The organism is Pseudomonas helleri (assembly GCF_001043025.1).
GTDB classification, from domain to species: domain Bacteria; phylum Pseudomonadota; class Gammaproteobacteria; order Pseudomonadales; family Pseudomonadaceae; genus Aquipseudomonas; species Aquipseudomonas helleri.
In genome coordinates this window covers 196,632-216,840 of the sequence record NZ_JYLD01000002.1, presented here as the reverse complement: position 1 = coordinate 216,840, position 20,209 = coordinate 196,632, and the positions used below count along the sequence as shown (strand labels likewise).

Genomic DNA, 20,209 nt, shown 5'->3' with positions numbered 1-20,209 from the left:
CAAATTACGCCGCTTGCTGAAACTGCTGCCGGTATTGGTTGGGCGACAGTTCAGTGTGCTGGCGAAACAGCCTCGCAAAGAAGCTGGCGTCGTCGTAGCCCACGTCGTAGCTGATGGTCTTGATGCTTTTGCGGGTGGCAGACAGCAAACCCTTGGCGGTTTCGATGCGCAAACGCTGCAGGTAATGCAGGGGTTTGTCCCCCGTTGCGATCTGGAAGCGGCGCATGAAATTGCGGATGCTCATGCCGTGTTCACGGGCAACGTCTTCGAAACGAAACTTGTCGGCAAAGTGCTCTTCGAGCCAGTGCTGAATCTGCAAAATAATCACGTCTTGATGCAGCTTTTGCCCGCCGAAGCCAATGCGCCCCGGTGAGTAGTTGCGTTGCACTTCATACAGAATGTCGCGGGCCACGGCCTGGGCGATATTTGCGCCGCAGAAACGCTCAATCAAATAGATGTACAGGTCACAGGCCGAAGTAGGGCCGCCCGCGCAATACAGGTTGTCGGCGTCGGTGAGGTGCTTGTCCTGATTGAGGTGCACCTGTGGGAAGCGTTCGGCAAAGGTGTTGAAAAAACGCCAGTACGTCGTGGCTTCTTTACCGTCGAGCAAGCCGGCTTCTGCCAGCCAGAATACGCCGGTGGCCGCTGCGCACAACACGGCGCCGCGTGCATGTTGCTCGCGCAGCCATGGCATGACCTGCGGGTAGCGCTGGCACAAGGTGTCAAAGTCGCCCCAGAAGGCGGGGAGGATGATGATATCGGCGTCATCCAGGCCGCCATCGACGGGCAGCAACACATTGCTGAAACTGCCTACGGGCAGGCTGTCTGGGCTGACGAGACGGGTTTCGAAGCTGGCGTTGAAGCCTTGGCCCAATTGTTTGCCGTGGCGCAGGCTGGCCAGGTGAAAGAAATCCTTGGCTTGCATCAGGGTAGAAGCGAACACCTGATCCGTGGCCAAAACGCTGACGCGCCGCAAGGGCGTGGAGAGTTGAGTAGACATGGTTTGATTATTCTTATAGGTGAAATTGGTCAACTTACGGCTGGATCGTCTTATGTTTTTTCCTGTGTGTCTAGGGGAGGGGGAGTTAAACCGCTGTGTAGGAGCGAGCTTGTCTCGCGATCTTTTGATCATTTAAAAGATCGCGAGACAAGCTCGCTCCTACAGGGGGGTAGGGTCAAGGCGCCGGGTTTGGCTGCTCTTTGTGAATGGCCTCAATGCCTGCGAGCACTTCATCCGAGAGCTTCAGATCGGCGCTGGCAATGTTGCTTTTCAGTTGCTCCATGGTGGTGGCGCCAATGATGTTGCTGGTCACGAACGGTTGTTGGGTGACGTACGCCAAGGCCATTTGTGCCGGATCCAGCCCGTGTTCGCGAGCCAGTGCGACGTAGCGCTCGCTGGCGGCAACCGATTGCGGGTTGGAATAGCGCGAGAAGCGGCTGTAAAGGCTCAGGCGGCCTTTTGCCGGGCGGGCGCCGCCGTTGTACTTGCCGGTCAGCATGCCAAACGCCAGCGGCGAGTAGGCGAGCAGCCCGCACTGTTCGCGGATGGCGATTTCCGCGAGGCCCACTTCAAAGCTGCGGTTGAGCAGGTTGTAGGGATTCTGGATCGACACCGCGCGTGGCCAGCCACGGCTCTCGGCCAATTGCAGAAACTTCATGGTCGCCCATGGGGTTTCGTTGGACAGGCCGATATGACGGATTTTGCCGGCTTTGACTTGTTCGTCGAGGGCTTCGAGGGTGTCTTCTAGCGGGGTGAAGTCTTCGTCGGCCTTGTGCGTGTAGCCCAGTTGGCCGAAGAAGTTGGTGCTGCGCTCTGGCCAGTGCAACTGGTACAGGTCGATCCAGTCGGTTTGCAGGCGCTTGAGGCTGGCGTCCAGCGCTTGCACGATGTGGGCGCGGTTGTGTTTCAGGTTGCCGTCACGGATGTAGTCGATGGTGTTGCCCGGCCCGGCAATTTTGCTGGCCAGTACCCAGTCGGCACGGTCGCCACGAGCCTTGAACCAGTTGCCGATGTAGCGCTCGGTGGTGGCGTAGGTCTCGGCTTTGGGCGGGACCGGGTACATCTCGGCGGTGTCGAGGAAGTTGATGCCGGCGTTTTTCGCGTACTCGATTTGCTCAAAGGCTTCATCTTGGGTGTTTTGCTCACCCCAGGTCATGGTGCCGAGGGCAATGGCACTCACGTTGAGGTTGCTGCGGCCTAGCTGGCGGTAGTCCATCGGTCACTCCTTCGGGGAAAGAATCATAAAAGCAGGTTGTAATTTTTTGCGCAATCTGGATAATCGTCGACCTCTTTCTGCAGTGGAAGTGATGCGCCGCCTGCCGAAGAATCTTGCCGTTGAACGGACGCGCTGACCCGAGCCCCCGATAGCGTCTGTACCCGGCTGCCTTTGACTTGTCAAAGTACGCACTATTCAGTAAGATCCGCCGTCTAATTTACAGGGCGGCCCCTGAGGCTATAAAGAATGAAAACTTTTACTGCTAAACCAGAAACAGTAAAGCGCGACTGGTTTGTCGTCGACGCTGCTGGTCAGACCCTGGGTCGTCTGGCCACCGAGATCGCGAGCCGTCTGCGTGGTAAGCACAAGCCTGAATTCACTCCGCACGTTGACACCGGTGACTACATCGTTGTTATCAATGCCGAGCAGATTCGTGTTACTGGTGCTAAGACCTCTGACAAGATGTACTACTCTCACTCCGGTTTCCCGGGCGGGATTAAGTCGATCAACTTCGAAAAGCTGATCGCCAAAGCTCCTGAGCGCGTGATCGAGACCGCGGTTAAAGGCATGCTGCCTAAAAACCCACTGGGTCGCGACATGTACCGTAAGCTGAAAGTCTATGCGGGCGCTGCTCACCCTCATACTGCTCAGCAGCCCCAAGAACTGAAGTTTTAACGGAATAGTTCATTATGTCGGCGACTCAAAACTACGGCACTGGCCGTCGTAAGACTGCAACCGCACGCGTTTTCCTGCGTCCGGGTACTGGCAACATCTCCATCAACAACCGCTCCCTGGAAAACTTCTTCGGCCGCGAAACTGCCCGCATGGTAGTTCGTCAGCCGCTGGAACTGACCGAGACTGTTGAGAAATTCGACATCTACGTTACCGTTCTCGGTGGCGGTGTAAGTGGTCAAGCTGGCGCAATCCGCCACGGTATCACTCGCGCTCTGATGGACTACGACGAGACTCTGCGTAGCGCTCTGCGTAAAGCAGGCTACGTAACTCGCGATGCTCGTGAAGTTGAACGTAAGAAAGTCGGTCTGCGTAAAGCGCGTAAGCGTCCGCAGTACTCGAAGCGTTAATTCGCAGCTTCGTTCAAAAAAGCCCAGCCTCCTCACGGAGCTGGGCTTTTTTTATGGGCGCCAAAAAGTTGCTGTGACAACGTGCCACATCCGCCAACTGCCTGCGCTGCAAGGGCTGCAGCCTGTCGCTCCCGGTAATTACCTTGTTTTAGTGGGGTCTTTTCATTACCATTCGGCAAAATTTTTATAAAGATTAGTTTGCTACTTACTAGATGCCTGATTTAACAGGCCGCAAAGCTGATGGGAGAGGACGGAATGAGCAAAGTCGACGTTAATGTCGGTCGGCGTCGCTTCCTCGTGGCAGCCACATCCGTGGTGGGTGCTGCAGGAGCGGTGGGGGCGGCGGTCCCGTTCGTGGGGTCGTGGTTCCCCAGTGCCAAGGCCAAGGCCGCTGGTGCGCCGGTAAAGGTCAATATCGCCAAGGTCGAACCGGGCCAGCAAATGGTTGCAGAATGGCGTGGTCAGCCAGTGTTCATCGTCCGCCGAACAGAAGAAATCCTGGCCAATCTGAAGAAAATCGATGATCGGCTTGCGGATCCAGACTCCAAACAGTCAGATCAACCGACCTACGTAAACCCCGAATTACGCTCGATCAAGCCCGAAATTCTGCTGCTGATCGGCATCTGCACCCACTTGGGTTGCTCGCCTACTTTCCGTCCTGAAGTGGCCCCTGCCGACCTTGGCAAGGATTGGGTGGGAGGGTATTTCTGCCCGTGTCACGGTTCGCACTATGACCTGGCGGGTCGCGTCTACAAGGCTCAGCCTGCCCCGCTAAACCTGCCTGTGCCGCCTTATTACTATGAGTCGGACAACATTATTGTCGTTGGCCTTGATGGGGAGACCGCGTAATGAGCAAGTTCATGGATTGGATTGATGCTCGCTTCCCGGCCACCAAAATGTGGGAAGACCACCTCAGCAAGTACTACGCACCGAAGAACTTCAACTTCCTCTACTTCTTTGGCTCCCTCGCCTTGCTGGTGCTGGTCAACCAGATCGTCACGGGCGTGTGGCTGACCATGAGTTACACGCCAACGGCAGAGGACGCGTTTGCCTCAGTCGAATACATCATGCGTGACGTCGAATACGGCTCGATTCTGCGCCTGTTGCACTCCACCGGTGCGTCGGCGTTCTTTATTGTGGTGTATCTGCACATGTTCCGTGGCTTGCTCTACGGCTCTTATCAGAAGCCGCGCGAACTGGTCTGGCTGTTCGGCATGATGATTTATCTGGCCCTGATGGCAGAAGCGTTCATGGGCTATTTGCTGCCATGGGGGCAAATGTCCTACTGGGGCGCCCAGGTGATCATCTCGCTGTTTGGGGCGATCCCGGTGATCGGTAATGACCTGACGCAATGGATCCGCGGTGACTACCTGATCTCCGGCATTACCCTGAACCGCTTCTTCGCGCTGCACGTTGTCGCGCTGCCCATCGTGATTTTGGGGCTGGTGGTGCTGCACATTCTGGCGCTGCATGAAGTGGGTTCGAACAACCCTGACGGCATTGATATCAAGAAGTACAAGGACGAGAACGGCATCCCGCTGGACGGCATACCATTCCATCCGTACTACACCGTGAAAGACATTGTAGGCGTTGTGGTGTTCTTGTTTATCTTCTGTTCGATAGTGTTCTTCTTCCCTGAAATGGGCGGCTACTTCCTCGAAAAACCGAACTTTGAGCAAGCTAACGCCTTCAAGACACCGGAGCATATTGCCCCTGTGTGGTACTTCACGCCGTTCTACGCGATCTTGCGGGCAATCCCGGACAAGCTCATGGGCGTGATCGCCATGGGCGCTGCGATTGCGGTGCTGTTTGTGTTGCCCTGGCTGGACCGCAGCCCTGTTAAATCCATGCGCTACAAAGGCTGGATGAGCAAGATCTGGCTGTGGGTGTTCTGCATCTCGTTCGTGATTCTGGGCGTGTTGGGTGTGTTGTCGCCGACCCCGGAGCGCACGTTGTTGTCGCAGGTGTGTACGTTCCTGTACTTCGCCTACTTCATTTTGATGCCGTTCTACACCCGGCTTGAGAAGACCAAACCGGTTCCGGAAAGGGTGACTGGCTGATGAAAAAGTTATTTGCCGTATTAATGCTCGCGATGATGCCGGTGCTGTCCTTTGCGTCCGAACAGGGCGTGCAGCTGGACAAGGTCGACATCGATGTTTCTGACAAGGCCGCGTTGCAAGATGGCGCGCGTACCTTTGCCAACTATTGCATGGGCTGTCACAGCGCCAAGTTTCAGCGTTACGAGCGGGTGGCTGACGATCTGGGGATCCCCCACGATGTCATGCTCAAGAATCTGGTGTTCACCGGTGCCAAAATTGGCGACCACATGAACATCGGCATGCAGCCAGAAGACGCCAAGGCGTGGTTTGGCGCGGCTCCGCCCGACTTGACCCTGGTGGCTCGCGTGCGTGGTACAGACTGGCTCTACAGCTACCTGCGTTCGTTCTATGAAGACCCGTCGCGCCCTTGGGGTGTGAACAATACGGTCTTCCCGAATGTGGGCATGCCGAACGTGCTTGCACCGCTGCAAGGGCGTCAAGTTATCGGTTGCAAGCAAGTACAGATCGTCGAAGACGGCAAGAAGCAGTATGATCCGCTCACCGGCACGCCTTTGACACATGAAGCGTGCGACCAGCTGACAGTGTTGCCCAAGACCGGCACGCTGACTGAAGAGCAGTTCGACGAGAAGATCAAGAACCTTGTGACCTTCCTGGCCTATTCGGCTAACCCGGTGAAGCTGGAGCATCAGCGCATCGGTACGTACGTACTGCTCTATCTGGCCTTCTTCTTCGTCTTCGCTTATTTGCTCAAGCGCGAATACTGGAAGGATGTGCACTGATACCGTTACATGCATTGCTGTTAATCGTGCGCGCCCAAGGGTGTCTCTAAAAAGGTAACAGTGCAGGACACGGCGAAAGCGGGGCCACCATGGCCCGCTTTCGCGGTTCTGCTGTTATGGGAGGCACCTCTTGGGCGCGTTCGTTTTTCCGCTTCTGATAATTTCAACAAGCGAGGAGGACCGCCATGGGCGTGACCAATCGGTTGGCCTGTTACTCCGACCCCGCCGACCACTATTCCCACCGAGTACGCATTGTGCTCGCCGAGAAAGGTGTCAGCGCCGAGATCATCAGTGTGGTGGCGGGTCGTCATCCGCCAAAACTGATCGAAGTGAACCCGTATGGCAGCCTGCCAACCCTGGTCGACCGCGACCTGGCGTTGTGGGAATCGACTGTCGTAATGGAATACCTGGATGAGCGTTACCCGCATCCGCCGTTGTTGCCGGTGTACCCGGTAGCTCGGGCCAACAGCCGTCTGCTGATGCACCGGATCCAGCGTGACTGGTGCAACCTGGTCGACTTGATCCTCGATTCGCGCACCATAGAACCGGCGCGTGTACAGGCGCGCAAAGAATTGCGCGAGAGCCTGACAGGTGTGTCGGCATTATTTGCAGACAAACCTTTTTTCCTCAGTGACGAGCAAAGTCTGGTCGACTGCTGTCTATTACCGATACTCTGGCGCCTGCCTGTTTTGGGTATTGAGTTGCCGCGGCCTGCCAAGCCGCTGCTTGACTATATGGAGCGCCAGTTTGCGCGTGAGGCTTTCCAGGCAAGCTTGTCTGGTGTCGAACGCGACATGCGCTAAGGCTTTAGGAGCCCTTGATGAATTCAAGTCGACCTTATCTGGTGCGTGCGCTCTATGAGTGGATTGTGGACAACGATTGCACTCCGCACTTGCTGGTTAAATCGGACTACCCGAAGGTGCAAGTGCCGCAGGGTTTTGCCAGTGACGGACAGATTGTCCTGAACGTATCCCCGAGCGCCGTGCGTAACCTGCACATGGACAACGAAGCGGTCAGCTTTGACGGGCGTTTTGGAGGTGTGCCACACACGTTGTACGTGCCGGCAGCTGCCATTCTGGGCATTTACGCCCGGGAAAACGGCCAGGGCATGATGTTTGATCTTGAAGAGGCGTTTGACGAGGATGACGAGATTGAGCCGGACGACGACTGCTCGCCGCCAGACCCCGAGCCGCCGCGCCCTAGCGGACGGCCAAGCCTCAAAGTGGTGAAGTAACAAAAAAGGCGACCTGCAGAGGTCGCCTTTTTTATGGGTCGCTGTCCCATCCTGTAGGAGCGAGCTCGCCTCGCGATCTTTCAGGATCAAAAGATCGCGAGGCAAGCTCGCTCCTACACACCCAATCAGTCGATGTACTCAAAGAGTTTGACGATCTTCTGCACGCCGGACACGCCTTGCACCAGGTTGGTAGCGCGAGCGGCTTCTTGCTGGGTGACCAGGCCGAGCATGTAAACAATGCCGTTCTCGGTCACGACTTTGATGCGCGAGCCCGGAATGGCGTTGTCAGTCAGCATTTGGGTTTTGATTTTGGTGGTCAACCAGGCATCGTTGTTGCGCGCCAGGATCGAGGAGGGCGCCATGACTTGCAGTTCGTTGTTGACCTTTTTGACCCGCTGCACAGCCGCAGCGGCTTGTTCAGCCTGGGCCTTGAGGTCGGCGCGTGGGGTCTGGCCGGCCAGCAGCACGATACCGTTGTAGCTGGTGACCACGATGTGCGAGCCGTTATCCAGGTCCGGGTTGGCCTTGGCGACGTTGACGGCCACTTTGGTTTCAATCAGCGAATCATCGATTTTGCTGCCGAACGTGCGGGTGCCACGGTCGTCTTCAATCGGTGTGTCACGGGTAGCGGTCAGTACTGAACTGCAACCTGCGGTCAGGCCGAGGCACAGCGTCAATGCCACGAGGCTAAGGCGCTTAAAAGTCATTCTTCACTCCCAAACAGTTGGCTGTCGATCAAATCGCACAGGCAGTGGATCGCCAGCAGGTGGACTTCTTGAATACGTGCAGTGACAGTGGATGGAACGCGGATTTCCACGTCCTCAGGCAGCAACAGCGAGGCCATGCCGCCGCCGTCACGACCGGTCAGGGCGACCACGATCATTTCGCGATCATGCGCCGCTTGAATGGCCTGAATGATGTTGGCCGAGTTGCCGCTCGTGGAGATTGCCAGCAGCACATCCCCGGGTTGGCCGAGGGCGCGGATCTGCTTGGAAAAAACCTCGTTGAAGGTGTAGTCGTTGGCGATCGAGGTAATCGTCGAGCTGTCAGTGGTCAATGCAATGGCAGGCAAGCTTGGGCGCTCGCGCTCAAAGCGGTTGAGCAGCTCGGACGAGAAGTGCTGGGCGTCACCGGCTGAGCCGCCGTTGCCGCACGAGAGCATTTTGCCTTCGTTGAGCAGGGCGTTGACCATCACTTGGCTGGCAAGCTCGATGTGCGGAGCAAGTACCGCCATCGCCTGCTGCTTGGTGTCGATACTGGCCTGAAAAAGCTGGCGAATCCGGGATTGCATGTCCATCTATGTGACCTTAATTAGGGCGGCTGGTCGGGCGTGATCCAGGTGTTCCTGAGTGACTTCCCGGCACAAAAATGTGCAGCCCGCAAAGCAAAGCAAAATCGTTTTAAAAAGGGTGCTGAAATCGGCCCTGCAGCGTTTTAGCTGTCAAAGGCGTTCCGTAGCCAGTTCAAGTGAGGTGTTGCGCTATCCATGGCTACCACGTCGAATCGGCACGGGTAGTTGGCCCAGCGTGATTCGCGTTGCAAGAAGTACTGGGCGGCCATAATCAGCTTCTGACGCTTGCGAGCATCAACGCTGGCGAGTGCGCCACCCCATTGCGCATGTTGTCGGTAACGAACTTCGACGAATACTACTGTATCGCCGTCAAGCATGACCAGATCCAGCTCGCCGCGCTTGCATAGCCAATTTTGCGCCAGCAAGCGTAAACCGTGTCGCTCAAGATGCCGCAGCGCAGTGCGCTCGGCATCTTTGCCTGTTTGCTGGCTTGAGCGATCGGGCATCAGTTGGGTGTGTCAGGCAGGCGATGAATCTGCCCGTTGGCGAACTCGGCCCATGGCAACTGACGCTGAATGTGTTGGCTGGAGTCCATGCTGAGGCTGCCGGACAAGCCGTCAACACGGTTTTCAGGCAGTGCCTTGAGCTGGCCCAGGCGCGACGACAGTTCGAAAGCGTCTACGCCCATGGCATACAGACGGCCCAGGCTACCACCGGCTTGTGGCCATTGCGCTGCTACTTGCTGGCGCAGTGGGTTGGCGGTGTCGAGCAGCCAAGGGGTTTCGCAAAAGCGGATGCCGTTCATGTCGTTGTACTGGTTCTGGTCGCCGCTGGCACTGAAGACGTGCGAGGTGGCGTAAACCGGGATATCACCGGCGTACTGGTAGTTCAGGGTCGGTTTGATCTGTTGGGCTTGCTGCGGTGTTGCGGCCAGGAAGATGAACTCCATGTCCTGACGGCGCGATGGCTGGCCAGAGCCGCCAGCGTTACGCAGTTGCACCAGGTCGGCAACCTGTTGTGCCAGGGCAACCGGCTTGTCGATGTGTTCGACACCGACAATAGTGCCGCCGTTGGCTTCCCATTCCTGACGGAAGGCTTTGAGTACGCGGTCGCCCCATTCGCCTTGCGGCACCATGGCCCCTGCGCGGGTCAGGCCGTCGGCATGGGCACGGCGAGCCACTTCACGGGCTTCGTCTTCAGCCGCCAGACCAAACTGGAACAGTTGCGCCGGGCCTTGGCCGCCTTCGCTGTAGTTCAGGGCCAGGGTGGTAATCGGCAGTTGCTGGTGCATGTTCAGTTGCTTGACCAGGGATTTCTCCAGCGGGCCGACCACCAGTTGCACGCCATCGGCCTGGGCCTTGCGATAGAAGTCATCCAGCGAGGTCAGGCGCGAGCTGTCATAGAACTGAACGCTCGGCGGGTTTTGACCGGCTTGCTGTGCCTGATAGTAGGCCGCCATGAAGCCGTCGCGCAGTGCCTTGCTGACAGAGGCCAGTTGGCCGTCTTGAGGCAGCAGCAGGGCGATCTTGGTCAGCGGTTGGCTGGCCAGTTCCTTGAGCTTGATCAGCGTGGCTGGCAGTTGAATGGCTGCCGGGTGCGCCGGGTTTTGTGCGCGCCATTGATCGATGGCGTTTTGCTGGTCTTGCAGGCTGCTGGCGCTCTTGATCGCTAGCGCCAAAGACATCCAGCCGCCCAGTACGCCAGGCTCGGGCGTGCGCAACTGGTCAGCCGGCAAGGCGGCAACCAGTGCCCAGATGGCCTCGTTGTTGCTGTTGGCGGCCTCGCCGGTCAGGCTTTGGCTCATGGCAACACGCTCGCGCGCGGCGGCCAGGGTTTGACCGTCAGCCTCCAGTGCCTGGGCGCGAACCTTGTGGGTGCGCATTTGCAGGTCGGCCGGCATCTCGTTGAGGCGCGAGACGCTTGGGTGGTTCAGGGCGACCAGCGCGTCTTTGGGCTGATTGCGGCTCATCGCCAGTTCAGCAGCCAGGGTGCTGGCAAACACTTGTTGTGCAGGCTTGAGCTGATCCAGCGGCACTTGCGCCAGAATTTGCGCAGCGCGCTGGTTGTTGTGTTGGCGTATGGCAAGGTCGGTCGCGGACAGGCGCAGCAGCGCTGCTTTTTCCGGGTCCTTGCTCGCAGAGGCCTCTTGCAGCAGCTGTTCAAGGCTGGCATCGGGCGTACGTGGGAGTTCGCCAAGGCTGGACGAGGGCGAGCTGGCGCAGGCCGCCAGCAAGGCAGCGAGGCAGAGGGCAGTGAACAGCCGCAGGCAAGCGATCATGTAGTGTTCCTGATACTCGAACAAAAGAGTGGCGAAGTGTACCCAAGCGCTGGCCGGGACGCGATCTTACTGGTGATAAAGCTTCACTTTAGATGAGTTCTGGCCACTGCGATGGGCAGTGTTTTGCCGGTTGAGACTTTTGGTCGCTCCTTTAAGGGTGCGTCCAGCCAGGCTCTACGCGTTACAATGGCGCCTTTAACTCTCATGAGGTGCGCGTTTTGACTGCTCCAGGTGCTTTGAATTCCGTTGTTGGCTCACTTTATGTGGTGGCCACGCCCATCGGTAACCTGGACGACATCAGTGCGCGAGCGCTCAAAGTGTTGCGCGAGGTATCGCTGATCGCGGCCGAGGATACGCGCCACTCGCTGCGCCTGATGCAGCATTTTGGTATCGCGACGCCGCTGGGTGCCTGTCACGAGCATAACGAGCGGGATGAAGGTAATCGCTTCATCCAGCGCTTGCTCGCCGGTGAGGACGTGGCGTTGATCTCCGACGCGGGGACCCCGCTGATCTCTGATCCGGGCTACCACCTGGTGCGCCAGGCACGTGCGGCCGGGGTCAAAGTGGTGCCGGTGCCGGGTGCGTGCGCCTTGATTGCCGCTTTGTCGGCCGCGGGCTTGCCCTCTGACCGCTTTATCTTCGAAGGCTTCTTGCCGGCCAAGGCTGTGGGCCGTCGCTCGCGTCTGGAGGCAGTAAAGGAAGAACCACGTACGCTGATTTTCTATGAGGCGCCGCACCGTATTCTGGAGTGCCTGCAAGACATGGAGTCGGTGTTTGGTGCTGATCGCCCGGCATTGTTGGCGCGGGAGCTGACCAAGACCTTTGAAACTCTCAAGGGTTTGCCTTTGTCCGAGCTGCGCGCTTTTGTTGAGGCGGACAGCAATCAACAGCGTGGCGAATGCGTGGTGCTGGTTGCTGGTTGGACAGCTCCCGAGACAGATCAAGTTGTCAGCAGTGAAGCTATGCGCATTCTTGATTTGTTGCTTAAAGAGATGCCGCTCAAACGTGCTGCTGCATTGGCCGCTGAAATAACCGGTGAGCGCAAGAACGTGTTGTACCAAGTTGCGCTTGATAAGCAGAAAGCAGAGTAACGAGTAGTGGCATTTAGCCTTGATTTAACAGTCGGGCTTTAAATAGAGCCGCTGAAGTTTGATTGCCGGGCGCGATTACACGCTTTAAAGCTTGTTCTATACGCTGCGTACAGTTAACCTTCGCGCCGGAGAGTCGATTGGACAGTCGCTGCCCTCTATGAAAATTAGGGGGGGGAGGAAAGTCCGGGCTCCATAGGGCGAAGTGCCAGGTAATGCCTGGGAGGCGTGAGCCTACGGAAAGTGCCACAGAAAATAACCGCCTAAGCGCTTCGGCGCCGGTAAGGGTGAAAAGGTGCGGTAAGAGCGCACCGCACGTCTGGCAACAGTTCGTGGCTAGGTAAACCCCACTTGGAGCAAGACCAAATAGGGTCCCAAGGCGTGGCCCGCGCTGGGACCGGGTAGGTTGCTAAAGATGTCCAGTGATGGCCATCGTAGACGAATGACTGTTCAAGACAGAACCCGGCTTACAGATCGACTCTCCACCTTTTTCTCCCTGCTTGTTTCGCAAGCAGATAGGCATGTAGAAATGCTCGCTTCACCCCCTCGCTTTAGTTGCATGAAGAACCGCTCATCTTAATGTCAAAAAAACCTCACTCTTAAGAAACCACTTTAAGTTTGAAGTCCTGCGCATTGAATTAGCTGCGGATCGCTCCTCGAAAAAACCTTTCGCTTATTGCTGTACGTCTATTTACCCACCTAAATCTCCGTAATGTAAGGATTTTCCTTCGGGCCGCGCCTTGACGGTGTGGTAGGGGCATTCCTATAGTGTGCGCAAGTGGCGAAAAGTGGCATAAAGTGGGTTTTCCAGACGTAAAACGCTAATATTTGGAGTGCCGCCTCGTGTTTCGCGGAGCTAACGCAATCAGTCTCGATGCCAAGGGCCGTCTCGCAATGCCGAGCCGGTACCGTGACGAGCTGAATTCGAGAAGCTCCGGGCAACTGATCGTGACCATTGATGCGGTGGATCCCTGCTTATGTGTGTACCCGCTCGATGAGTGGGAATTGATTGAAACCAAGCTGCGGGCGTTGCCGTCGTTACGTGAAGAAAACCGACGTTTACAACGCTTGTTGATTGGTAATGCCGTCGATCTTGAGCTCGACGGCAGTGGTCGTTTTCTGGTGCCGCCGCGTTTGCGTGAGTATGCCAAGTTGGACAAGCGCGCGATGTTGGTGGGCCAGTTGAACAAGTTTCAACTGTGGGACGAGGATGCCTGGGAAGCCGTTTCTGCCGCTGACCTTGCAGCCATTCAACAACCGGGCGCGATGCCTGATGAACTGCGTGATTTAATTCTGTGACTATTGATAGCGACTTCAACCACATCACCGTACTGCTCGATGAAGCCGTAGAGGCTCTCGCCGTACGTCCTGATGGATGCTATCTGGATGGCACCTTTGGTCGCGGCGGACATAGCCGCCTGATACTCCAGCATCTTGGCCCCCAGGGGCGTCTCCTCGGGTTTGATAAAGATCCACAAGCGATTGCGACCGGGCAAGCGCTAGCGGCCGAAGACGGCCGCTTTGTCATTGTGCAGCGCAGCTTTGCTGAAATGGGATCCGAAGTGGCCGAGCGGGGCCTGGCGGGCAAGGTCAGCGGCGTTCTGCTCGACCTGGGCGTGTCGTCGCCACAGCTTGACGACCCGGAGCGTGGCTTCAGCTTCATGAATGACGGCCCGCTGGACATGCGCATGAACCCGAATGCGGGCATCAGCGCGGCGGAGTTCGTCAACACCGCCTCCCACGAAGAAATCACCCGTGTGTTCAAGGAATACGGCGAAGAGCGCTACGCCGGTCGCATGGCCCGTGCCGTGGTCGAGCGCCGTGAAATTACGCCGTTCGAGCGTACTGGCGATCTGGCTGAAGTACTCAAAGTTGCCAATCCGGCCTGGGAAAAGGGCAAGCACCCTGCGACCCGTACGTTCCAGGGCCTGCGCATTCACGTTAACAACGAACTCGGAGACCTGAAAGCCGGTCTTGAAGCGGCGCTGGAGTCGCTGGAAGTCGGCGGCCGTCTGGTTGTTATCAGCTTCCACTCCCTCGAGGACCGCATCGTCAAGCTGTTCATGCGCGATTTGGTCAAAGGTGAACCGGACAACCTGCCGCGTGGCTTGCCTGTCCAGCACAAAGCCTTTGAGCCCAAGATCAAAATTCATGGCAAGGCGCAGTTCGCTTCTGAAGCTGAACTCAAAGCCAATCCGCGCTCGCGCAGCGCTGTCATGCGCGTTGCGGAGAAGCTTCGTTGAACAAGCTTTACGCCAAACCACTCCCCGGCGGAAGCTTCTTCATGCTGCTGCTGTTTGTTGCCGTGCTGGTTTCAGCCGTGGGCGTTTCCTATAGCGCGCACTGGAACCGCCAATTGCTCAACACCCTGTACGGGGAGCTGAGCGTGCGCGACAAGGCCCAGGCAGAGTGGGGCCGCTTGATCCTTGAGCAGAGCACCTGGACTGCCCATAGCCGTATCGAAACCCTGGCCAGCGAACAACTGAAGATGCACATCCCCGGTGCAGCAGAAGTTCGGATGGTGACGCCATGATCAAACTCGAAGGCGCGCTCTATCCGTGGCGTTTTCGCGTGGTGCTGGGTTTACTGGCGCTGCTGGTAGGCGCGATCGCCTGCCAGATTATCTACCTGCAAGTGATCGACCACGATTTCTTGAAAGGTCAGGGTGATGCCCGCAGCTTGCGGCACATCACTATCCCGGCACACCGCGGCTTGATTACCGACCGTAATGGCGAGCCTCTGGCGGTCAGTACGCCCGTGACCACGCTGTGGGCCAACCCAAAAGAAATGCAGGCGGGTAAGGATCACTGGCCGGCATTGGCGCGCGCGCTTGGGCAAGACCCTAAAGTGCTGACCGCGCGCCTTGAGCAGCAAGCCAACAAAGAATTCATTTACCTCGTTCGTGGCCTGACGCCCGAGCAGGGGCAAGTCGTGCTCGACCTCAAGGTTCCGGGCGTTTACGGCATTGAAGAGTTCCGCCGCTTCTACCCGGCCGGTGAAGTTACCGCGCACATGGTGGGCTTTACCGATATCGACGACAAAGGCCGTGAGGGTGTCGAACTGGCCTATGACGAATGGCTGGCCGGTGTACCGGGCAAGCGACAGGTCATCAAGGACCGACGCGGTCGTCTGATCAAAGACATTCAAGTCACTAAAAACGCCAAGGCAGGGAAGACCTTGGCGTTGTCGATTGACCTGCGCCTGCAATACCTGGCCAACCGCGAACTGCGCAATGCGCTGGTCGAAAACGGTGCCAAGGCGGGCAGCCTGGTGATCATGGACGTAAAGACCGGCGAAATCCTCGCCATGGTCAACCAACCGACTTACAACCCGAACAACCGTCGCAACCTGCAACCGGCGATGATGCGTAACCGCGCCATGATCGACGTGTTCGAGCCAGGTTCAACGGTTAAGCCGATTTCGATGAGTGCGGCGCTGGAAACCGGTCGCTGGAAACCAACCGACAAGGTTGAGGTGTACCCGGGTACCTTGCAGTTGGGCAAATACACCATTCGTGACGTATCGCGTACTGAAGGCCCGGTGCTGGACCTGACCGGCATCCTGATCAACTCCAGTAACGTGGGCATGAGTAAGGTCGCCTTCGATATCGGTGGCGAAGCAATTTTCCGTCAGATGGCGAAAATGGGCCTGGGCCAGGACACCGGCTTGGGCTTCCCCGGCGAGCGTGTGGGTAACCTGCCTAACTACCGTGAGTGGCGCAAAGCCGAAACCGCGACCCTGTCTTACGGCTACGGTGTTTCCGTGACGGCCATCCAGTTGGTTCACGCGTTCTCGGCATTGGCCAACAACGGCAAGCTAGCACCGCTGACCTTGCTCAAGGCCGACAAGGACAAGCCCGTACAAGCCACGCAAGTCATGCCGGAGCAGGTCGCCAAGACCTTGCAGGGCATGCTCCAGGAAGTGATCGAAAACCCGCGTGGTGTCTGGCGTGCCAAGGTGCCGGCGTATCACGTCGGCGGCAAGTCGGGTACGGCGCGTAAAACCTCGTCCGGCGGCGTTAAAGGCTACGCGGTCAACTCTTACCGTTCCCTGTTTGCCGGTTTTGGCCCGATGAGCGATCCGCGCTACGCGATCGTGGTCGTGATCGATGAGCCGAGCAAAGCGGGCTACTTCGGTGGTCTGGTTTCGGCGCCGGTCTTCAGCAAAGTGATGTCCGGAACGTTGCGCCTGATGAACGTGACCCCGGACAACCTGCCGACGGCAGCAGAGCAACAAGCTGCGACCGCTGCAGCAGCCAAAGGAGGGCGCGGCTAATGTCCCTGAACCTGATAAAGATTTTCCCTAACGCGGGTCACGACGTGATGATCCGTGAGTTGACCCTCGACAGCCGCAGTGTGCGTGCCGGTGATTTGTTTCTCGCGGTACCGGGCGCCAAGCTCGATGGTCGTGAACACATCGCCGATGCCTTGCAGCGTGGCGCAGCCGCCGTGGCCTATGAAGTCGAAGGCGCTTCAGTGTTGCCGATTACCGATGTACCGCTGATCCCTGTCAAAGGTTTGATCGCTCAACTGTCGGACCTGGCCGGGCGCTTTTACGGTGAGCCAAGCCGCGTCTTGAACCTGGTGGGCGTGACCGGCACCAATGGCAAAACCAGCGTGACGCAACTGGTCGCGCAAGCGCTTGATCACCTGGGCCAACACTGCGGCATCATTGGCACGCTGGGTACCGGTTTTTACGGTGCGCTGCAAAGCGGGCGCAACACCACGCCGGACCCGATTGCCGTGCAAGCCATGTTGGCCGACCTGAAAAAGGCCGGGGCCAAAGCCGTTGCCATGGAAGTGTCGTCCCACGGGCTGGATCAAGGTCGGGTCAGTGCGTTGGCGTTCGACGTGGCCGTGATGACCAACTTGTCCCGCGATCATCTGGACTATCACGGCACCATGGAAGCTTATGCAGCCGCCAAGGCCAAGCTGTTTGCCTGGCCTGATCTGAGCAGCCGGGTAGTGAACCTGGATGACGAGTTCGGCCGTCAACTGGCGAGCGAAAAGCACCCCTCGAAACTGATCAGTTACAGCCTCGAAGACAGCAGCGCTTACCTGTATTGCCGTGACGCGGTGTTCGATGACGATGGTGTGCGCGCCACGCTGGTAACCCCGCAAGGCGAGCACCTGTTGCGCAGCACTTTGCTCGGTCGCTTCAACCTGAGCAACGTCCTGGCGGCGGTGGGTGCGCTGCTCGGTCTCGACTATGCACTCGATGAAATTCTCAAGGTCTTGCCCACGCTGGAAGGCCCGGTGGGTCGCATGCAGCGCCTGGGCGGCGGCAGCAAGCCGCTGGTCGTGGTCGATTATGCCCACACCCCGGACGCGCTGGAAAAAGTACTGGCGGCCCTGCGTCCTCACGCCAAAGGTCAGTTGCAATGCCTGTTCGGCTGCGGCGGCGACCGTGATCGCGGCAAGCGCCCGATCATGGCCGAAGTGGTCGAGCGGTTGGCTGACGCCGTACTGGTGACAGACGACAACCCGCGCAGCGAAGACCCGGCGCAGATCTTCAGCGATATCCGTGCAGGCTTTGCCAGCGCTGACAAGGTGACCTTTGTCGCCGGTCGCAGTGCTGCCATTGCCCAGATCATCGCCAATGCCGACGCCGAAGACGTCATCGTGCTGGCCGGTAAAGGCCACGAGGACTATCAGGAAATCAACGGCGAACGCCACGATTTCTCTGACCTGGTCGAAGCTGAAAAAGCCCTCAACGCCTGGGAGGCTGCGCATGCTTAAGCCTTTGTTGTTGAGCGAAGTGGCAGCCACCCTGAACGGCCGTGTGGTCGGTGCAGACGCGTCTTTCAGCGGTGTCAGCATCGACAGCCGCGCCATTGGTCAGGGCCAGTTGTTTATTGCCCTGACCGGCCCGCGCTTTGATGGCCATGACTATTTGAATGACGTCGCTGCAAAAGGCGCCGTCGCAGCCCTTGTTGAGCGCGAAGTGCCTGAGTCGGCCTTGCCTCAACTGGTGGTCGCGGATACCCGTGTCGCGTTGGGCCAATTGGGCGCGCTGAACCGTGCTGGCTACGACAAGCCGGTTGCGGCCATCACCGGCTCCAGCGGCAAAACCACGGTCAAGGAAATGCTCGCCTGCATCCTGCGCACGCGCGGCCCGGTGCTGGCGACCAAAGGCAACTTGAATAACGACTTGGGTGTGCCGCTGACCCTGCTCGAACTGACCCGGGAACACACCTCGGCGGTCATCGAACTGGGTGCTTCGCGCATCGGCGAAATCGCCTACACCGTGGCCATGACCAAGCCCCACGTTGCGGTACTGAACAACGCCGGTACCGCCCACGTGGGTGAGTTCGGCGGCCCTGACAAAATCGTCGAGGCCAAAGGTGAAATTATTGAAGGCCTGGAGGCAGACGGCATCGCCGTGCTCAACCTCGATGACAAGGCTTTTGCCATCTGGCACGCCCGCGCAGCCGGTCGCCAGGTGCTCAGCTTCTCGCTGAAAAACCCTGAAGCAGATTTCTACGCCAGTGATATGAGCCTGGATGCGCGGGGTTGCCCACGTTTTACCCTGCACAGCCCGCAAGGTATCGAGCCGGTTCAAATCAACCTGCTGGGCACGCATAACGTGGCCAATGCCTTGGCCGCCGCGGCTGCCGCCCATGCGCTGGGTGTGTCGTTGTTCGGCATCAAAACCGGCCTTGAGGCCGTGCAGCCAGTCAAAGGGCGTGCGGTCGCGCAAGTGACTAGCACAGGCCTGCGAATTATTGATGACACTTACAACGCAAACCCCACCTCAATGTGCGCTGCCGTTGATATACTCGCCGCCTTTTCCGGTCGTACCGTCCTGGTGCTCGGAGATATAGGCGAGTTGGGTGAGTGGGCGGAGCAAGGACATCGTGAAGTAGGCGCTTATGCCGCCGACAAGGTTTCAGCGCTCTATGCGGTGGGACCGCTGATGGCTCATGCCGTCGCTGCATTTGGACACCAGGCTCGTCACTTTGCCAATCAGGCTGACCTGATCACGGCACTTCGCACTGAGCACGAAAAAAACACCACTATTTTGATCAAGGGCTCGCGCAGCGCAGCGATGGAGAACGTCGTTGCGGCACTGTGCGGTTCCTGCGGGGAGAAACATTAATGCTGCTGCTTCTAGCGGAGTATCTACAACAGTTCTACAAGGGCTTCGCAGTCTTCCAGTACCTGTCCCTGCGCGGGATTCTGGGCGTACTGACCGCGCTGTCGTTGTCGTTGTGCCTGGGCCCGTGGATGATCCGCACCTTGCAAAACCGTCAGATCGGCCAATCGGTGCGTAACGATGGTCCGCAATCACACCTGTCCAAATCCGGCACCCCGACCATGGGCGGTGCGTTGATCTTGTCGGCCATTACCATCAGCACCTTGCTGTGGGCAGACCTGAGCAACCGTTATGTGTGGGTCGTGTTGCTGGTGACCCTGCTGTTTGGCGCCATTGGCTGGGTTGACGACTACCGCAAGGTCATCGAAAAGAACTCGCGCGGGCTGCCAAGCCGCTGGAAGTACTTCTGGCAATCGGTGTTCGGCCTGGCTGCGGCGATCTTCCTGTACGTGACCGCGCCAAGCGCCGTCGAAACCACCTTGATCCTGCCAATTCTTAAAGATGCCAGCATTCCACTGGGCATCGGCTTTGTCGTGCTGACCTATTTTGTGATCGTCGGTTCGAGCAACGCGGTCAACCTGACTGACGGCCTCGACGGCCTGGCGATCATGCCAACCGTGATGGTCGGCGGCGCGCTGGGTATCTTCTGCTACCTGTCGGGCAACCTGAAATTCGCTGACTACCTGCTGATCCCGTATGTCCCGGGCGCCGGTGAGCTGATTGTATTCTGCGGCGCACTGATTGGCGCGGGGCTTGGTTTCTTGTGGTTCAACACCTACCCGGCACAAGTGTTCATGGGCGACGTCGGCGCACTGGCACTGGGTGCTGCGCTGGGCACCATCGCGGTCATCGTGCGCCAAGAAATCGTGCTGTTCATCATGGGCGGTGTGTTCGTGATGGAAACCCTGTCGGTGGTCATCCAGGTCGCGTCGTTCAAGCTGACCGGCAAGCGGGTGTTCCGCATGGCGCCGATCCACCACCACTTTGAACTCAAGGGCTGGCCTGAGCCACGCGTGATCGTCCGTTTCTGGATTATCACCGTGATCCTCGTGTTGATCGGCCTTGCCACGCTGAAGCTGAGGTAGA

Annotated in this window: 21 protein-coding genes and 1 other RNA gene; 16 read left to right on the top strand and 6 right to left on the bottom strand. The window is 58.1% G+C overall.

The genetic code is table 11. From position 1 onward, the window contains the following. Positions 1–4 precede the first annotated feature (4 nt). Positions 5–901: a GlxA family transcriptional regulator gene (locus TU84_RS03660; protein ID WP_173430618.1), complete on the bottom strand. Its 897-nt coding sequence runs from the start codon at positions 899–901 to the stop codon at positions 5–7. A gap of 274 nt (positions 902–1,175) precedes the next feature. After that, a complete protein-coding gene (locus TU84_RS03655) occupies positions 1,176–2,216 on the bottom strand; it encodes an NADP(H)-dependent aldo-keto reductase (protein ID WP_048367213.1) in 1,041 nt (346 codons plus the stop codon). A 246-nt stretch (positions 2,217–2,462) separates the two neighbouring features. Between TU84_RS03655 and rplM the strand changes: the two genes are divergently transcribed. The 7 genes from rplM (at position 2,463) to TU84_RS03620 (ending at position 7,371) form a co-directional block, all read left to right on the top strand. Then, on the top strand, positions 2,463–2,891 hold the full coding sequence (rplM, locus tag TU84_RS03650) for a 50S ribosomal protein L13 (protein ID WP_019408582.1): 429 nt from the start codon (positions 2,463–2,465) through the stop codon (positions 2,889–2,891). Between the two features lie 14 nt (positions 2,892–2,905). Then, positions 2,906–3,298, top strand: coding sequence for a 30S ribosomal protein S9 (gene rpsI / locus TU84_RS03645; protein ID WP_048367211.1), 393 nt, complete (start codon positions 2,906–2,908; stop codon positions 3,296–3,298). Positions 3,299–3,553: 255 nt separating this feature from the next. Beyond that, positions 3,554–4,147, top strand: coding sequence for a ubiquinol-cytochrome c reductase iron-sulfur subunit (gene petA, locus TU84_RS03640; RefSeq protein ID WP_048367208.1), 594 nt, complete (start codon positions 3,554–3,556; stop codon positions 4,145–4,147). Next, positions 4,147–5,358, top strand: coding sequence for a cytochrome b (locus tag TU84_RS03635; protein WP_048367207.1), 1,212 nt, complete (start codon positions 4,147–4,149; stop codon positions 5,356–5,358). The genes petA and TU84_RS03635 overlap by 1 nt, the downstream gene beginning before the upstream one ends. Continuing rightward, positions 5,358–6,137: a cytochrome c1 gene (locus tag TU84_RS03630; protein ID WP_048367205.1), complete on the top strand. Its 780-nt coding sequence runs from the start codon at positions 5,358–5,360 to the stop codon at positions 6,135–6,137. The genes TU84_RS03635 and TU84_RS03630 overlap by 1 nt, the downstream gene beginning before the upstream one ends. Before the next feature lie 185 nt (positions 6,138–6,322). Next, positions 6,323–6,940, top strand: coding sequence for a glutathione S-transferase N-terminal domain-containing protein (locus tag TU84_RS03625; protein WP_048367204.1), 618 nt, complete (start codon positions 6,323–6,325; stop codon positions 6,938–6,940). A 17-nt stretch (positions 6,941–6,957) separates the two neighbouring features. After that, positions 6,958–7,371, top strand: coding sequence for a ClpXP protease specificity-enhancing factor (locus TU84_RS03620; RefSeq protein WP_048367203.1), 414 nt, complete (start codon positions 6,958–6,960; stop codon positions 7,369–7,371). Positions 7,372–7,496: 125 nt separating this feature from the next. On the opposite strand, the gene TU84_RS03615 is transcribed toward TU84_RS03620, so the two are convergent. The 4 genes from TU84_RS03615 to TU84_RS03600 all read right to left on the bottom strand — a co-directional run bounded on the left by TU84_RS03615 (position 7,497) and on the right by TU84_RS03600 (position 10,940). Further along, positions 7,497–8,078 carry a BON domain-containing protein gene (locus tag TU84_RS03615; protein ID WP_048367202.1) on the bottom strand — a complete coding sequence of 194 codons (582 nt, stop codon included), beginning with the start codon at positions 8,076–8,078 and terminating at the stop codon, positions 7,497–7,499. Continuing rightward, the gene (locus TU84_RS03610) at positions 8,075–8,668 is read right to left on the bottom strand and encodes a phosphoheptose isomerase (RefSeq protein WP_048367201.1); all 594 of its coding nucleotides are present in this window, start codon (positions 8,666–8,668) and stop codon (positions 8,075–8,077) included. The genes TU84_RS03615 and TU84_RS03610 overlap by 4 nt, the downstream gene beginning before the upstream one ends. Before the next feature lie 137 nt (positions 8,669–8,805). After that, complete coding sequence (locus tag TU84_RS03605) at positions 8,806–9,168, bottom strand: YraN family protein (RefSeq protein WP_048367199.1); 363 nt, start codon at positions 9,166–9,168, stop codon at positions 8,806–8,808. After that, the gene (locus TU84_RS03600; RefSeq protein WP_048367198.1) at positions 9,168–10,940 is read right to left on the bottom strand and encodes a penicillin-binding protein activator; all 1,773 of its coding nucleotides are present in this window, start codon (positions 10,938–10,940) and stop codon (positions 9,168–9,170) included. The genes TU84_RS03605 and TU84_RS03600 overlap by 1 nt, the downstream gene beginning before the upstream one ends. A 236-nt stretch (positions 10,941–11,176) precedes the next feature. On the opposite strand from TU84_RS03600, the gene rsmI reads away from it, so the two are divergent. From rsmI to mraY, 9 genes are all read left to right on the top strand, one after another. Then, complete coding sequence (gene rsmI, locus TU84_RS03595; protein WP_048367196.1) at positions 11,177–12,031, top strand: 16S rRNA (cytidine(1402)-2'-O)-methyltransferase; 855 nt, start codon at positions 11,177–11,179, stop codon at positions 12,029–12,031. 129 nt (positions 12,032–12,160) lie between these two features. Beyond that, positions 12,161–12,514: RNase P RNA component class A (gene rnpB, locus TU84_RS25215), an RNA gene on the top strand. Positions 12,515–12,871: 357 nt separating this feature from the next. Beyond that, positions 12,872–13,327: a division/cell wall cluster transcriptional repressor MraZ gene (mraZ, locus tag TU84_RS03590; protein WP_048367195.1), complete on the top strand. Its 456-nt coding sequence runs from the start codon at positions 12,872–12,874 to the stop codon at positions 13,325–13,327. Beyond that, entirely contained in the window at positions 13,324–14,271 is a 948-nt protein-coding gene (gene rsmH / locus TU84_RS03585) for a 16S rRNA (cytosine(1402)-N(4))-methyltransferase RsmH (protein WP_048367194.1), read from the top strand. Before mraZ ends, rsmH begins: the two co-directional genes overlap by 4 nt. Next, positions 14,268–14,561 carry a cell division protein FtsL gene (gene ftsL, locus TU84_RS03580; protein ID WP_048367192.1) on the top strand — a complete coding sequence of 98 codons (294 nt, stop codon included), beginning with the start codon at positions 14,268–14,270 and terminating at the stop codon, positions 14,559–14,561. Before rsmH ends, ftsL begins: the two co-directional genes overlap by 4 nt. Next, positions 14,558–16,303, top strand: coding sequence for a peptidoglycan D,D-transpeptidase FtsI family protein (locus TU84_RS03575; RefSeq protein ID WP_048367191.1), 1,746 nt, complete (start codon positions 14,558–14,560; stop codon positions 16,301–16,303). Before ftsL ends, TU84_RS03575 begins: the two co-directional genes overlap by 4 nt. After that, a complete protein-coding gene (gene murE, locus TU84_RS03570; RefSeq protein WP_048367190.1) occupies positions 16,303–17,766 on the top strand; it encodes a UDP-N-acetylmuramoyl-L-alanyl-D-glutamate--2,6-diaminopimelate ligase in 1,464 nt (487 codons plus the stop codon). Before TU84_RS03575 ends, murE begins: the two co-directional genes overlap by 1 nt. Further along, on the top strand, positions 17,759–19,126 hold the full coding sequence (locus TU84_RS03565; RefSeq protein WP_048367189.1) for a UDP-N-acetylmuramoyl-tripeptide--D-alanyl-D-alanine ligase: 1,368 nt from the start codon (positions 17,759–17,761) through the stop codon (positions 19,124–19,126). Before murE ends, TU84_RS03565 begins: the two co-directional genes overlap by 8 nt. Next, positions 19,126–20,208, top strand: a complete 1,083-nt coding sequence (mraY, locus tag TU84_RS03560) for a phospho-N-acetylmuramoyl-pentapeptide-transferase (protein WP_048367188.1) — start codon at positions 19,126–19,128, stop codon at positions 20,206–20,208. The genes TU84_RS03565 and mraY overlap by 1 nt, the downstream gene beginning before the upstream one ends. The last annotated feature ends 1 nt before the right edge of the window (position 20,209 follow it).